This is a genomic window from Kitasatospora sp. NPDC028961 (genome assembly GCF_055564815.1).
The window spans coordinates 440,105-454,362 of sequence record NZ_JBVHVO010000002.1 but is presented as its reverse complement, the minus strand read 5'-3'; the positions used below and the strand labels follow the sequence as shown (position 1 = coordinate 454,362).

The window sequence follows — 14,258 nt, the reverse complement described above, 5'->3', positions numbered from 1 at the left end:
GTGGACCGCCCCCAGCACCCCGGTGATCACGCCGGGGAGGTCACCGGACCACGCCGGTGGCCGCGAGGGTGCCGGCCGCCGTGGGCGGGGTGGCCGGGGTGGCCGGGTGGGTGTCGCAGAGGCCGGTGACGACCAGGGCTTCGACGGTGGCGTTGGCCGCCGGGAGGTCGGAGAGGTCGTACGGGTTGACGGAGGCCGTGAACTGTCGCCGGCCGTCCGAGGCCCCGTACATCAGGGTGGTGTACCCCGGGATTCCGCCGCTGTGGCCCCAGTACTCGCCGCAGGCCGTCGACGCCCGCTGGAGGCCGAGGCCGTACTCGGCGGGACCGCTCTGCGGGGTGGTCCGCTTCATCTCGGCGAGTTGGGCCGGGGCGAGCAGCCGCCCGCCGAGCAGGGCGGAGACGAACCGGGCGAGGTCGGTGGTGGTGGAGATCCCGGCCCCCGACGCACCGGCCATGCTCGGGTCGAGCAGGGTGACGTCCGCCGGTCCGGAGGCGAGCTTGTAGTAGCCGTGGGCGTGCGGGCCGGGGACGAAGGGCGAGTTGAGCGGCATCGAGGTACCGGTCAGGCCGAGCGGGCGGATGATCCGGCGCTGGACCTCGTCGGCCCAGCCGCGGCCGGTGAGGCGCTCGATCAGCATCCCGATCACCACGTAGTTGGTGTTGGAGTAGTGCCAGCCCTGCCCGGGGGCGAAGTACGGGGGGTGCTGGGCGGCGAGGCCGACGAGCTCCCCCGGCGCGTACGGGCGCCAGCGGCCGACGTCGAGCCACTGCTGCAGGGCGGCGGGGTCCTCGTCGAACGAGAAGGACGGGTCCTCGGTGTAGTTGAACAGGCCGCTGGTGTGGTTCAGCAGTTGGCGGACGGTGATCTGCCCGCCGTTCGGCACCACGCCGGGCAGGCGGCTCTCCACCGGGTCGTCCAGGCCGACCCGGTGCTCCGCCACGAGCTGCAGGACCACCGTCGCCACGAAGGTCTTGGTGACGCTGCCGATCCGGAACCGGCCGTCGGCGGTGGCCGGGGCACCGGTGGCGAAGTCGGCCGTCCCGGCCGCGCCCTTCCAGACCGTGCGCCCGCGCTCGGCGACCAGCCCCAGCGCGGCGGAGGCGCCGCCCTGGGCCACCGGCCCGCGCACGGCCGCGTCCAGCGCCGCCCGGTCGACCCGCTCGGCGCCGCCGTCGGCCACCGGCCGGCCGGATTCGGGCGCCGCGCCCTGGGCACCCGCGACGGGAGCGAGGGCACCCACCAGGCCGGCGCCGGCCAGCGCGACCGCCACCGCCCGTACGGCCAGCCCCCGCCGTCGCCGCCCCCGGTCCCGCCCGCCTTCCGGGCCCGTCCACTCCGCCCGGCCCGCCCGATCCCTCGTCGTTCCCGTCATGCCGCCGCCCTCCGGTGTCCGAACGGGCGGACTCTCCACAACATCCGCCCCGGTCCTGTCGACTGACACTCTGACAGCGGCGGGAGACGTACACGTCCGACCCAGGTCCCGAGCCTCTCCACCGCTGGTCCGATCTTCCGTCGGCGTGTCGCTCCACCCACAGGCGGAACAGGACCCTGACGGACTGAGGGGCACCCCTCCGCCCCAGGGCGGAGGGGTGCCCCCGGGTCCCTCAGGGTCAGGCCAGCGGGGCCTTGACCCGGAGGACCTCGATGAAGGCGCGGATCCAGGCGGGGTGGTCGGGCCAGGCGCGGGCCGAGACGAGCACGCCGTCGACGACCGCCTCGCCGTCGACGTACTCGGCGCCCGCGGCGGCCACGTCGGGCTCCAGGGCCGGGTAGGCGGCGCTGCGGCGGCCGGAGAGCACGCCGGCGGCCGCGGTGATCAGCGGGCCGTGGCAGATCTGCGCCACCGGCTTGTCGGCGTCGAAGAAGTGCCGGACGATCCGCTGCACGTCGGCGTTGTTCCGCAGGTACTCGGGGGCACGGCCGCCGGGGATGACCAGGGCGACGTACTCGGCCGGGTCCACGTCCGCGACGGCGAGGTCGGCGGGCCAGGTGTAGCCGGGCTTCTCGGTGTAGGTGTCGTAGCCGTCGACGAAGTCGTGGACCACGAACTGGAGCCGCTTCTTCGTCGGCGCCGCGATGTCGACCTCGTAGCCCTCTTCCAGCAGCCGCTGGTAGGGGTAGAACACCTCCAGCGACTCCGCGGCATCACCGGTGACGAGCAGGACCTTCGATGTCATCGCCGACATCCCTCCATGTGATTGGTCGTCAGACATGGTGCGGGCCCGCGCCGGTGGCGGCCGGGGCGGGCCGGGAACAACGTCCCGCACCCGGCCGCGCCGACGCAACGGGGCACACCGCTCCCACACCCGGCGCGTGATGCGTGGCACGCGCCTTGGGCGAGCCGTGTGCGCCGTCGCCAGGGCCTACGCGCCCCTTCCCGGGCGGCCCCTAGACTCCCTGGTGCCCAGGTCAGCCCCCGAAGGGAGTCCGCACGATGTCGGACCGCACCAGCTACCTCGTCCTGCCCGGCTACCAGAGTTCCGGGCCCGCCCACTGGCAGACCCGGTGGGAGGAGGCCGACCCGGCGGCCTTCCGGCGCGTCCAGCAGGAGGACTGGGACTTCCCGGAGCCGGACGCCTGGGTGGCCGCCCTCGATGCCGCGATCGCCACCGCGGCGGCCGACGGGCCGGTGGTCCTGGTGGCACACAGCCTCGGGTGCGTCGCGGTGGCCCGCTGGGCGGCCTCGGCCGCCGCCGGACGGACCGCCGCCGTCCGGGGTGCGTTGCTGGTCGCACCCGCCGACATCGACAACGCCGACGTCCCGGCGCTCGCGGGATTCCGCCCGGTGACCCTGGAGCGCCTGCCCTTCCCCTCGCTGGTGGTCTCCAGCACCGACGACCCCTGGGTCACGCCGGAGCGTGCCCGCGCCTTCGCCGAGGCGTGGGGCGCCCGGTACGTGGAGTCCGGCGCCCACGGACATCTCAACGCCGACTCCGGGCTCGGTGACTGGCCGGACGGCCGGAAGCTGCTCGCCGAGCTCTGAACAAGGACTGAGGGGCGAGAGGTGGGGGGAGCCGGGCGCTCCCCCCACCGTTCTGGGATAGGACCGTGATCACCCTCCGGAGCAGAATCGGGGGCACACCGACTCCTCTGGAAGGACACTCAGTTGATGAACCGCCTGTCCCGCCCGCTCGCAGTCGCCGCGCTCGCCGTCGCCGCCGTTCTGGCCGGCGGGGCCGGGGCCGCCCAGGCCGCCGGCGTCGACCTCTCGGCCCACGGTCCGCTGACGGTGGCCGACCAGCCCGACAGCCAGCTGTCCGCCGCCAACCGGTGTGACGTCGAGTACACCGTCGCGTACTACAGCTACCGCACCCAGGGCTACCAGGAACTGGAGTCGATGCTGCACGCGGAGAAGTCCTACGCCCTCTGCCAGGTCAACGGCTGACCCGGCCCCCGCTCCGTCCGAGGCGCACCCGGCCCGCACCGGGTGCGCCCCGGGTGCGTTCCTGACGGGAGCACGGCGGATCTTCGCCCGCAGTTCGCCCGAACGCCACCCGGCCGGGCGCCGCTGCTCCTAGTCTGCGGGCGACGACCATCAGCGCCCCGCCCCCAGCGCGAGCCAGGAGCCTCCATGACGAACCGTCCGCTCGACGGCAGCAGCTCGACAGATTCCTCCGCACCCGGCACGGCCTCCTCGCGCCGCCGGTTCCTGCGTGCGACCGGCGCCGCCGGCCTCGGTGCGGCCGCGTTCGCGGCGACCGCGGGCGAGGCGTTCGCGGCCCCGGCCGACGAGCAGCCGGACGCCGCCGAGGGGCGCGCGGACGCCGAGGCGGCGGCCGGCACCCGCTCCCCGGTCCGCACCGGTACCGGCCTGGACCGGCTGCCGCACCCGCTGGTCATCGGCCACCGCGGCGCGCCCGGCTACCGCCCCGAGGAGACCCTCGGCTCCTACGAGCTCGCCCTGGAGCTCGGTGCGGACGTCATCGAGCCGGACCTCGTCCCCACCAAGGACGGCCACCTGGTGATCCGGCACGAGAACAACATCGTGGAGACGACGGACGTCGCCGACCACCCCGAGTTCGCGGGCCGCAAGACCACCAAGACCATCGACGGCCTGCCGCAGACCGGCTGGTTCACCGAGGACTTCACGCTCGCCGAGCTGCGCACCCTGCGCGCCAAGGAGCGCCTCCCGCAGCAGCGCCAGCGCAACACCCTGTACGACGGGCGGTGGCCGGTGCTCACCTTCCGCGAGCTGGCCGACTTCGCCAGGAAGCGCGGCCGCGAGCTCGGCCGCGAGGTCTGGCTCTACCCGGAGACCAAGCACCCGAGCTACTTCCGCTCGATCGGTCTGCCCCTGGAGGAGCGGCTCGCCGACGAGCTGCGCCGCGCGGGCCTGGCCGGCCGGCGCGGGCGGGCGATCCTGCAGTCCTTCGAGCCGAGCAGCCTGCAGCGGCTGGCCAAGCTGGTCGACAACCCGCGGATCCAGCTGCTGGGCGGCGCGACCACCCAGCCGTACGACTTCGTGCTGTCCGGGGACCGGCGCACGGTGGCCGACCTGGTGACCCCGGCGGGGCTGCGCTGGATGGCCGGCTTCGCCCACGGCATCGGCCCGACCACCCAGCTGATCGCACCGGTGGACGAGAGCGGCAAGCTCCTGCCGCCGACCACGCTGGTCCGCGACGCGCACGCGGCCAACCTGCTGCTGCACCCGTACACCGTCCGCAACGAGAACGCCTTCCTCCCACTGGACTACCGCCGCGGCACCGACCCGAACGCCTACGGCGACGCCATCGGGTGGGCGCGCCACCTCTACGAGCTGGGCGTGGACGGCTTCTTCACCGACCAGACCGACACCAGCGTGCTGGCCCGGCAGGACTTCTGGGCCGCGAACGGCGTCCACTGACCGCCCGCCCCCCGAACCCGGCGGTGCCCCGGACCGTAGGGCGGTCCGGGGCACCGCCGTCGGCCGGTCCGGTCAGCCGTCGTTCTGCGAGCCGTCCGGCCGGTCGCCGTCGCCCCGGCCGGTCTGCTCGGTCTGCTGGTCGGCGGGCTGGGTCGGCTGGGTCGAGCGCGGCCGCCCCGGATCCGCCGTCCGGCCGCCGGGCGCGCCCGCACCGGTCGGGGCGGTGCCCGGCGAGGCCGTGCCGGAGCCGCTCGGGCTCCCGCTCGGGTTCGGATCACGCTTGGGCGGGTCCGGGATGTACACGGTGTCGAAGGTGTCCCGCGGCATGCCCTTCAGCGCCTGGTTCATCGCCAGCTGCCAGATCGGGCCCGGGCCGGTGGCACCGAAGATCTCCTGGTAGTACTTGCCCCCGATCCGGATGTTCTTCATCGGCACGCCCTTGGCCGGGCCGCCGAGCCAGACCGAGGCCGCCAGGTTGGCGGTGTAGCCGCTGAACCAGGCCGACTTCTTCTCGTCGGTGGTCCCGGTCTTGCCCGCGATCTGCCGGTCGCCGTCCAGCCCGAGCTCGCGCGCGGTGCCCTTCTCCGTCACCCCGAGCAGCACGGTGTTGATGACGTCGGCGGTGTCCTCGGACATCACCCGCTCGCACTTGGCGGGGACGACCGGGACGTCCTTGCCGTCCACCGTGGTGATCCGGTTGATCGCGAGCGGCGCGCAGTAGGTGCCCTCGGCGGCGAAGGTCGCGTAGACGTTGGCCATCACCAGCGGGCTCACCTCCTGGGTGCCGAGCCCCAGCGCGGGCAGTTCCTGGAGCGGATCGCCGCTGGCCTTGGTCGCCACGCCCAGCTTGTTGGCCATCTGCTTGACCGCGCAGAGGCCGATCTCCTGCTCCATCTGGACGAAGTAGGTGTTGACCGAGAGCGCCATCGCCTGCTTCAGGTCGTACGGGCCGGACTCCTTCTCGGACTCGTTGGGGATCGAGCCGCCCTTCTTGCCCTTCTCCAGGTTCTTCCAGGTGCCGTCGCAGGTCTTCATCGTCGGCCAGTCCATCCGGTTCGGCGCCGGGTAGATCTGGGTGGCCGGCAGGCCGGCCTCCAGCGCCGCGGCGGCGACGATCGGCTTGAAGTTGGAGCCCGGCTGGAAGCCGTTGCCGCCGCCCATCCCCGCGTCCGCGTTGTAGTTGACGACGGTCTGGTTCTTGTCCGGGTCCAGGCCGTAGGGGCGGGTCTGGGCCATCGCCAGGATCTTGCCGCTGCCCGGTTCGACCATGGTGATCGCCGCCGAGACCGGGTCCGTCACGTAGACCTTCTTGGTGACGGCGTTCTGGGCGGCGGCCTGCTTGTCGGGGTCGAGGGTGGTGTAGATGTTCAGGCCGCCCTGGTCCCACAGCTTCTTGCGCTCGGCGGCGCTCTTGCCGAACACCGGGTCCTGCTTGACCACGTGCCGGACGTAGTCGCAGAAGAAGCCCATCCCGGCGTTGGCGGTGATGCAACCGTTCTGCGGGTCCTTGTACTTCAGCCCCAGCGGGGTCGCCTTGGCGTCCCGGGCCTGCGCGGCGGTGAGGTGCTTGTTCTCCACCATCTTGTCGATGACGGTGTCGCGGCGCTTCTGGGCGGCGACGGGGTGCAGCTTGGGGTCGTACTGGGACGGGTTCTGCACCAGACCCGCGAGCATCGCGGCCTCGGGGACGGTGAGGTCCTTGGCGTCCTTGCTGAAGTACCGCTGCGAGGCCGCCTGGATGCCGTACGCCTGGTGGCCGTAGAAGGTGATGTTCAGGTAGTTGGTGAGGATCTGGTCCTTGGTCAGGTCCTCCTCCAGCTTGATGGCGTACTTGAGTTCCTGGATCTTGCGGCCGAGGGTCTTGCGCTGGGCTTCCAGGACGGCGGCCTGGTCGTCGCCGGCCTTCTCGACGTTGACGTTCTTCACGTACTGCTGGGTCAGCGTCGAGGCGCCCTGGACGGTGGTGCCGCTCTCGGCGTTCTTGGTGGCGGCCCGGAGCACACCCTTGAGGTCGACCGCGCCGTGCTCGTAGAAGCGCGCGTCCTCGATGTCCACCTGGGCCTGCCGTATCAGCGGTGACATCTGGTCGGCGGGTATGACGGTGCGGTCGCGCTCGTACACCTTGGCGATCAGGCCGCCCTTCGCGTCGAAGATCTGCGAAGCCTGGCTGAGCGGCGGGGTCTTGAAGTCGTCCGGGATGCTGTCGAAGTTGTCCGCGGTGTTCTTGGCGGTCAGCCCGAGCGCGCCGGCCGCCGGCAGGGCCACGCCCGCCAGCAGGACGCCGGCCAGCGTGCTGTAGCCGAGGAACTTCACCGCGTGACCCGCCATGGCGAGCGGACTCTCGCGACGCCGGGTGCGCGGGACCCAGGTGTCGCCCGGGTCGGGGGAGGAGATACGGCGACTCTTCCGTGACATAGGCGGAACACTACGTCCACGAAAACCCTGCATGGGACGGGTGTTGGCCAAGCTTTGTCACAAATCGGCGACAGATTCACCCCGTCGGAGCCGGTCGGCCACCCGGCCCCGCCGGCGCCCCGAAGCCCGAAGGACCGTTCGTCCACGGTGATTCCGCCTCGCCGGCCGCACCCGGGGCCCGGACCCGGACCGAACACACCCGTCGACTCCGCCCGTCAGTCGCCGCGGCGCTTCTTCCGCAGGCCGAACACGGCCCCCACCACGGCGAGGAGGAACAGGACGCCGAGCGTCCGGTCCGACGGCCCCTCGGACGAGGACGACGAGGACGACGACGACCCGGCGGCCCCGCCCGCGGCCGCCGACCCGGCCGGCGGCGCGGCCGCACCGGAGGAGGGCGCGGCCGAGGGCAGCGGCTGGACGGTGTCCGGGAGTTGGTCGTCGTCGAGCGGCGAGCGCCAGACCGGGCTGTCCTTGCCCTCGGTGCCGTAGAGCAGCGCCCGGCCGTCCACCGTGAAGGTGACCGACTCGCCCTGGCGCTGGAAGGGCGTGGAGAGCGGGCCGAGCTTGACGGGCGCGCCGTCCTTCCAGCGGTAGAGGGTGGCGTCGAAGTAGCCGCGCAGGACGAGCCGGGTGCCGTCCGGGGAGAACGCCCCGTCGGTGATCCAGGGGACGTCGACCATCCGCCGGAAGGTGTTCACCCCGGCGGTGGAGAGCTTCTCCGGCCCCTGGTAGAGGCCGCCGCCGCCCTGCTTCTTGCTGGCGATGTAGGCCCGGCCGGTGACCGGATGGACCATCAGCGCCTCGGCGTCGCGCGGGCCGTCCTCGTAGCGCACCCGGTAGCGGACCGTCTCCACGGTCTGGTCGCGCAGTTCGGCGGGCTCGGCGAAGGCGTAGATCCAGACCTCGGGCCACTTGCCGCCGAGGTTGTCGCCGATGTCCCCGACGTAGATCCGGCCGTCCGGGCCGATCGAGATCGCCTCCACGTCACGCGGCTCGATGCCGCGCAGCGTGACGGTGGCGACGGTGCGCCCCTGCGAGTCCACCGCGTAGACGTAGGGGCCGTCGTCGCTGTCGTTGTGCGTCCAGTAGACGCCGGGGTGGGCGTGGCTGGCGGCGAGGCCGCTGGACTCGGTGATGCGCGGGTCGGAGATGGTGAACGCCTGCCCGGGCCGGTCGGCCGCGCGGGCGGGCGGTGCGGCGACCACGGCGGTCCCGAGGGCGGAGGCGGTCGTCAGGGCGGTCGCGAGCAGCGCCGCCGCGGCGCGGGCCGCCCCCCGGCCCGGACCCCGCCGCGTTCTCGTTCGCGTCCTCAGCACCCGGCGATCCTCCCACGACAGTCGGGCCAGGCGCCTTCCCTGCTTTTCGTCATCTTGACGAGATCAACCGCCGCCGAATATCGTCGGAGTGACGAAAAGGGGAAAGGAACCTCCCATGGCCGACATCACCAAGCGCTTCGGACTGCGCCACCTGCGCGCCGTCCCCACCGCCCACATCCGGCACCTGAACCGCGGCAAGGTCGTCCACGACGGCCCGGGCCTGGCGTTCTGGTTCCGGCCGCTCACCGCCGCCCTCTCCGAGGTGCCGGTGGACGACCGCGAGCTGGCCATGCTGTTCCACGCCCGGACCTCCGACTTCCAGGACGTCACCGTCCAGGCCACCCTCACCTACCGGATCACCGAACCCGCCGTCGCCGCCGCCCGCGTCGACTTCGGCCTCGACCCCGACAGCGGCGCCTGGCGCGCCGCCCCGCTCGACCAGCTCGCCACCCTGCTCACCGAGACCGCCCAGCAGCACGCGCTCGGCCTGCTCGCCCGCACCCCGCTCGCGGCCGCGCTGGCCGACGGCGTCAGCGCCGTCCGCGACCGGATGGCCGAGGGGCTCGCCGCCGAACCGCGGATCACCGAGACCGGGCTCGCCGTGATCGCCGTCCGGGTGGTCGCGCTGCGCCCCGAGCCCGAGGTGGAGCGCGCGCTGCGCACCCCCGCCCGCGAGCTCGTCCAGCAGGAGGCCGACCGGGCCACCTTCGAACGGCGCGCGGTCGCCGTCGAGCACGAGCGCGGCATCGCCGAGAACGAGCTGGCCAACCGGATCGAACTGGCCCGGCGAGAGAAGCAGTTGCTGACCCAGCAGGGCGCGAACCGGCGCCTCCAGGCCGAGGACGAGGCGGTCGCCGACCGGGTCCGCGCCGAGGCCGAGGCGGAGCGGCGGACCAGGCTCGCCACCGCCGAGGCGGACGCCGCCCGGGCGCTGGGCGAGGCCCGGGCCGCCGCCGAGGCCGCCTGGCTCACCGCCCACCAGCAGGCCGACCCGGCCGTGCTGCGGGCACTCGCCCTGATGCGGCTGGCCGAGCACCTGCCCCGGATCGAGAACATGACCGTCACGCCGGACCTGCTCACCGGGCTGCTCAGCCGGCTCTCCCAGAGCGCGGGCGACCAGTGACCCTCGCCCCCCGGGCCGTCCTGGTGCACCGCCGCACCGAGTACGAGGAGCTCCTGGCCCACCACGGCACGCCCGGCCAGGCCTCGTTCTTCCTGGCCGCCCGCGGCCGGTCGATGGCCGAGGCCGAGGAGCGCCACCGCCGGCAGGCCGACGCGCTCGCCCGGGCGGCGGCCGCGGTGCCGCTGGAGTGGCGGCGCAGCCGGGTCGAGCGGGCGGACCTGCCGCGCTTCCTGTTCGAGCCCGAGGACGTGGTGGTCGTGGTCGGCCAGGACGGGCTGGTCGCCAACGTCGCCAAGTACCTGGACGGCCAGCCGGTGATCGGCGTGGACGCCGACCCCGGCCGCAACCCCGGCGTCCTGGTCCGCCACCGCGCCGACGCGCTGCCCGCCCTGCTGCCGGCCGCCGTCGCCCGCTCGGGCGCCCGGCACCTGGAGGAGCGCACCATGGTCGAGGCGGTCGCGGACGACACCCAGCGGCTGCTGGCCCTCAACGAGGTGTACGTCGGGCAGCCCGGGCACCAGACGGCGCGGTACCGGCTGGCGGTCGAGGGCGAGCCGGACGGGGGCGGGCCGGGCGGGGGGTCGAGCCGGTCCGTCCCGTCGAGCACGGCCGACCGCCCGCGGTCCACCCCGCCCGAGCCGCAGGCCTCCTCGGGCGTGCTGGTCGGCACCGGTACGGGCGCCACCGGCTGGTGCCGCTCCGCCTGGCTGGAGCGCGGCGGCCCGCTGACCCTGCCGGAGGCCGCCGCGCCCGCGCTGGCCTGGTTCGTCCGGGAGGCCTGGCCCTCCCCCGCCACCGGCACCAGCCGGGTGCACGGGGTGCTCGACGGCGGCCGGCAGCTGGTGCTGACCGTCGAGTCGGACCGGCTGGTCGCCTTCGGCGACGGCATCGAGACGGACGCGCTGGAGCTGACCTGGGGGCAGAGCATCCGGCTCGGTGTGGCCGCGACCCGCCTGCGGCTGCTCGGCTGAGCGGGGCGTGGCGACGACGGCCCAGGAGGGCGCTACGGCAGGGTCAGGATGCGCGGTCCCTCCTCGGTGATCGCCACGGTGTGCTCGAAGTGCGCGGCCCGGCTGCCGTCGGTGGTCCGCAGGGTCCAGCCGTCCTCGTCGGTCAGGTAGTCGGACCGGCCGCCGCCGGTCAGCATCGGTTCGATGGCGAGCACCAGCCCCGGCTTGAGCGGGTAACCCCGGCCCGGGCGGCCCTCGTTGGGCACCGACGGCTCCTCGTGCATCCGGCGCCCGATGCCGTGCCCGCCGAACCCCTCCGGCACCCCCCGGCGGGCCCGCCGCGCGACGGCGGCGATCGCGTGCCCGATGTCACCGGTCCGGTTGCCGACCACGGCAGCGGCGATCCCGGCTTCGAGCGCCCGCCGGGTGGCGTCGATCAGCGCGGCGTCCTCCGCGCGGGGCGTCCCGACGACGAAGCTGACGGCGGCGTCGCCCGCCCAGCCGTCCAGCACCGCCCCGCAGTCGATGCTGACCAGGTCACCGTCGCGCAGCCGGTAGCCGTCCGGGATGCCGTGCACCACGGCGTCGTTGACGGAGGCGCAGATCACCGCCGGGAACGGCACCGGCGCGAAGGACGGCCGGTACCCGAGGAACGGCGACACCGCGCCCGCCCCGCTCAGCACCCCGCGGGCCACCTCGTCCAGCTCCAGCAGGCTCACCCCCACCGCGGCCGCCCGCTCGACGGCGGCCAGCGCCTCGCCGACCACCCGCCCGGCCTCCCGCATCGCCGCCAGCGCCGTGTCGTTCTTGAGTTCCACCATGGTCGTGCCCTCCCGCATCTCTACCCAATTCTTATACCGGTATATCTATCACGGTCCAGTCGGGTCTAGGATCGGCGCATGGTGAGGACTCCGCTGACCCCCTGGGAACGCGAACGCGGCGAGCGCTTCGGCGCCCTGCTGCGCGCGGCCCGCGGCACGCGCAGCATGGTCGAGATCGCGGCGGTGGCGGGGATCTCCTCGGAGACCCTCCGCAAGATCGAGACCGGCCGTGCCCCCACACCGGCCTTCTTCACGGTCGTGGCACTGGCCTACGCGCTCGACCTCTCCCTCGACGACCTGGCCGCCGCCTGCGCCCTCCCGCACGACGGCGAAGCCCTGTCCGCCTAGGACGGCGCACCGGGCGGGGCCGGACGGACGTGAACGGCCGACCGGTAACCGGTCGGCCGTTCACGGGGGGCGAGCGTCAGGCGGGGCGGGTGTCAGGCGGTGATGCCGCCGTCGAGGACGAGGTCGGCGCCGACGGTGTAGGCGGACTCGGGCGAGGCGAGGTGGAGGACGGCGGCGGCGATCTCCTCGACGGCGCCGGCCCGGCCGACCGGGACGTCCGACTTCATCCGGTCCGCCTTGTCGGCGGCGCTCTCGCCCGGGCGGCTGGACATCGGGGTCTCCACCGGCCCGGGGCTGACCGAGTTGATCCGCACGCCCTCGGCTATGTGGTCGCGGGCCGCGCTGCGGGTCAGGGCGCTGACGGCGGCCTTGGTGACCGCGTAGGCGCCGAGGCCCGGGAGCCGCATGTGGACGCCGAGGTTGGAGGCGATGTTGACGATGGCGCCGCCGCCCTGGGTCCGCATGTGGGCGATCTCGTGCTTCATGGCGAGCCAGGTGCCGGTCAGGTTGGTGTCGACGACCCGCTGCCAGTCCTCCTCGGCGAGGTCGGCGATCGGTGCCACCGCGCCCAGGATGCCGGCGTTGTTGACGGCGATGTCCAGGGCGCCGAGCCGGGCGACGGTCTCCCGGACGAGCCGGGCGGCGTCGGCGGCGTCCGCGACGTCCCCGACGAGGGCGACGGCCTTGCCGCCCTCCTCCTCGATCAGCCGGACGGTCTCGGCCAGCGGGCCCTCGGTGCGGCCGGCGACCGCGACGCGGGCCCCCTCCCGGGCGAAGGCGAGGGCGATGCCCCGGCCGATGCCGGTGCCGCCGCCGGTGACCAGGACGGACTTGTCGGCGAAGCGCGTGGTCATGCTGAGTACTCCTCGGTGTGGGTGAACGGGGGTCGTGCGGGTCGGGAGCGGGCCAGCAGGGTGACCGCCGCGGCGGTCAGCGCGAGGCCCGCGGCGGCCGCCGCGAAGGCGGCGGCGTAGCCGCCGACGGCGGTGGGGCGGGTGGCGGCGAGCGCCATCAGGGCGGCGACGCCGGCGGTGGGGCCCAGCTCCATCGCGGTGTTCAGGACGCCCGCGGCGAGACCGGCGCGCCCGGGCCGGACGCCCCCGGTGGCGAGGACAGCCGAGCCGGCGAAGGCCGGGCCGGCCCCGGCGGGCAGCAGGAGCAGACCGGGCAGCAGTCCGGTGGCGAAGGGAGTGGCGGGGCCGACGCCGGCCAGCAGCGCCAGGCCTCCGGCGGTGACGGCGGCCGGTCCGTGGCGGGCGATCAGCGGTCCGGCCAGCCGGCCGGCGGCCAGCAGGACCGCCGCGTACGGGAGGAAGGCCGCCGAGGTGGCCAGCACGCCCCAGCCGCGGACCTGTTGGAGGTAGAGCGGGAGGATCAGGAAGACCAGCGCGGTGCCCGCGGCGGTCGCCATGACGGCGACCAGGGCGGCGGCCCGGCGGCGGTCGGCGAGGAAGCCGGGCGGCAGCAGCGGGTCGGCGGTGCGCCGTTCGGCGGCGGCGAAGGCGAGCAGCAGGGCGGCGCCGAGCACCAGCGGAAGGAGCACCACGGGTTCGCCCCAGGCGTGCTCCCCGGACCCGACCAGGCCGTAACTGACCGCGGAGACACCGGCGGTGGCGAGCGCCGCACCCCGCAGGTCGAGCGCCGGGGGTGCGCCGGGGGCCGGCTCGGCAGCAGGGAGCAGGCGACCGGAGAGGGCGAGCCCGCCCAGCGCCACCAGGACCGGCACGGCGAACATCCAGCGCCAGGAGACCCAGGCGGTGACCACCCCGGAGAGCAGGCTGCCACCGGTGGCACCGAGCGCCGAGAGGCCGCCCCAGGTGGCCATCGCCCGGCCGTAGTCGGCGGACCGGGGGAAGAGCGACCGCACCACCGCGACCGCCGCCGGAGCGGCGAGCGCGGCGCCGACGCCCTGGGCGAAGCGCGTCACCAGTAGGACGGCGAAGGTGGGGGCGAGCGCGCCGGCCACCGAGGCGACGGCCAGCAGGACGAGGCCGACCCGCAGCATCCGGCGGCCGCCGTGCCGGTCGGCGAGCCTGCCGCCGAGCAGCAGCAGGGAGCTGAAGGAGAGTCCGTACGCGGCGCTGAGCAGCAGGATGCCGGACGGGCCGAGGCCGAACTCCCGGCCCACCAGGGGCAGCGGGACGGAGAGAATCATGATCGTGAAGATCAGCGTCGCCTGCACGGCACCGAGCAGGGCGAACCCCGACCGCGGTGACGCCGGCGACGGGGCCGACGGGGCCGGCCGCGAAGGCGCCCGCGCGGTGGTGCGGGCGGGCGCCGGCCGAGAAATCGGCGAATCCACCCGTGCGGGCGTCGAAACCCCCTGTGCCATCGGATCCCCCTAGTTGATAATGACCGTTCGGTCCAGAATTTGGACAGCACAGTGCGCCGGTCGCGAGGCCGTCGGAAGCCCCCGGGCCGGGCCGTGGCGCCGGCCCG

Annotated in this window: 14 protein-coding genes; 7 read left to right on the top strand and 7 right to left on the bottom strand. The window is 74.4% G+C overall.

Translation table 11 applies throughout. The annotated features are described in order from the left end of the window. Positions 1 to 40: 40 nt before the first annotated feature. Together ACZ4UX_RS06215 and ACZ4UX_RS06210 are read right to left on the bottom strand one after the other, a co-directional pair. Positions 41 to 1,273 carry a serine hydrolase domain-containing protein gene (locus tag ACZ4UX_RS06215; RefSeq protein WP_465705787.1) on the bottom strand — a complete coding sequence of 411 codons (1,233 nt, stop codon included), beginning with the start codon at positions 1,271 to 1,273 and terminating at the stop codon, positions 41 to 43. A gap of 340 nt (positions 1,274 to 1,613) precedes the next feature. Then, positions 1,614 to 2,180, bottom strand: coding sequence for a DJ-1/PfpI family protein (locus ACZ4UX_RS06210; protein WP_465705786.1), 567 nt, complete (start codon positions 2,178 to 2,180; stop codon positions 1,614 to 1,616). Between the two features lie 257 nt (positions 2,181 to 2,437). Here ACZ4UX_RS06210 and ACZ4UX_RS06205 point away from each other — a divergent pair, with 257 nt between their 5' ends. From ACZ4UX_RS06205 to ACZ4UX_RS06195, 3 genes are all read left to right on the top strand, one after another. Continuing rightward, on the top strand, positions 2,438 to 2,986 hold the full coding sequence (locus ACZ4UX_RS06205; protein WP_465705785.1) for an RBBP9/YdeN family alpha/beta hydrolase: 549 nt from the start codon (positions 2,438 to 2,440) through the stop codon (positions 2,984 to 2,986). Positions 2,987 to 3,112: 126 nt separating this feature from the next. Then, a complete protein-coding gene (locus tag ACZ4UX_RS06200; RefSeq protein WP_465705784.1) occupies positions 3,113 to 3,388 on the top strand; it encodes a hypothetical protein in 276 nt (91 codons plus the stop codon). Positions 3,389 to 3,574: 186 nt separating this feature from the next. Beyond that, complete coding sequence (locus ACZ4UX_RS06195; RefSeq protein WP_465705783.1) at positions 3,575 to 4,846, top strand: glycerophosphodiester phosphodiesterase; 1,272 nt, start codon at positions 3,575 to 3,577, stop codon at positions 4,844 to 4,846. Positions 4,847 to 4,918: 72 nt separating this feature from the next. Here the strand turns inward: ACZ4UX_RS06195 and ACZ4UX_RS06190 are convergent, their stop codons facing one another. Both ACZ4UX_RS06190 and ACZ4UX_RS06185 read right to left on the bottom strand, forming a co-directional pair. After that, positions 4,919 to 7,174, bottom strand: a complete 2,256-nt coding sequence (locus tag ACZ4UX_RS06190; RefSeq protein WP_465705973.1) for a transglycosylase domain-containing protein — start codon at positions 7,172 to 7,174, stop codon at positions 4,919 to 4,921. A 302-nt stretch (positions 7,175 to 7,476) separates the two neighbouring features. Then, positions 7,477 to 8,574 (bottom strand): hypothetical protein, encoded by a 1,098-nt coding sequence (locus ACZ4UX_RS06185; RefSeq protein ID WP_465705972.1) that lies wholly within the window; start codon positions 8,572 to 8,574, stop codon positions 7,477 to 7,479. A gap of 118 nt (positions 8,575 to 8,692) precedes the next feature. On the opposite strand from ACZ4UX_RS06185, the gene ACZ4UX_RS06180 reads away from it, so the two are divergent. Further along, complete coding sequence (locus tag ACZ4UX_RS06180; RefSeq protein WP_329485983.1) at positions 8,693 to 9,700, top strand: SPFH domain-containing protein; 1,008 nt, start codon at positions 8,693 to 8,695, stop codon at positions 9,698 to 9,700. Next, entirely contained in the window at positions 9,697 to 10,671 is a 975-nt protein-coding gene (locus ACZ4UX_RS06175) for an NAD(+)/NADH kinase (RefSeq protein ID WP_465705782.1), read from the top strand. Before ACZ4UX_RS06180 ends, ACZ4UX_RS06175 begins: the two co-directional genes overlap by 4 nt. 32 nt (positions 10,672 to 10,703) lie before the next feature. On the opposite strand, the gene map is transcribed toward ACZ4UX_RS06175, so the two are convergent. Continuing rightward, on the bottom strand, positions 10,704 to 11,471 hold the full coding sequence (gene map, locus ACZ4UX_RS06170; protein WP_465606691.1) for a type I methionyl aminopeptidase: 768 nt from the start codon (positions 11,469 to 11,471) through the stop codon (positions 10,704 to 10,706). Between the two features lie 78 nt (positions 11,472 to 11,549). On the opposite strand from map, the gene ACZ4UX_RS06165 reads away from it, so the two are divergent. After that, a complete protein-coding gene (locus ACZ4UX_RS06165) occupies positions 11,550 to 11,819 on the top strand; it encodes a helix-turn-helix domain-containing protein (protein WP_352295350.1) in 270 nt (89 codons plus the stop codon). Positions 11,820 to 11,911: 92 nt separating this feature from the next. Here the strand turns inward: ACZ4UX_RS06165 and ACZ4UX_RS06160 are convergent, their stop codons facing one another. Together ACZ4UX_RS06160 and ACZ4UX_RS06155 are read right to left on the bottom strand one after the other, a co-directional pair. Further along, complete coding sequence (locus ACZ4UX_RS06160) at positions 11,912 to 12,673, bottom strand: SDR family NAD(P)-dependent oxidoreductase (RefSeq protein ID WP_352295348.1); 762 nt, start codon at positions 12,671 to 12,673, stop codon at positions 11,912 to 11,914. Then, positions 12,670 to 13,974, bottom strand: coding sequence for an MFS transporter (locus ACZ4UX_RS06155; protein ID WP_465705781.1), 1,305 nt, complete (start codon positions 13,972 to 13,974; stop codon positions 12,670 to 12,672). Before ACZ4UX_RS06155 ends, ACZ4UX_RS06160 begins: the two co-directional genes overlap by 4 nt. On the opposite strand from ACZ4UX_RS06155, the gene ACZ4UX_RS06150 reads away from it, so the two are divergent. Then, positions 13,973 to 14,164, top strand: coding sequence for a hypothetical protein (locus ACZ4UX_RS06150; RefSeq protein WP_465705780.1), 192 nt, complete (start codon positions 13,973 to 13,975; stop codon positions 14,162 to 14,164). The genes ACZ4UX_RS06155 and ACZ4UX_RS06150 overlap by 2 nt on opposite strands. The last annotated feature ends 94 nt before the right edge of the window (positions 14,165 to 14,258 follow it).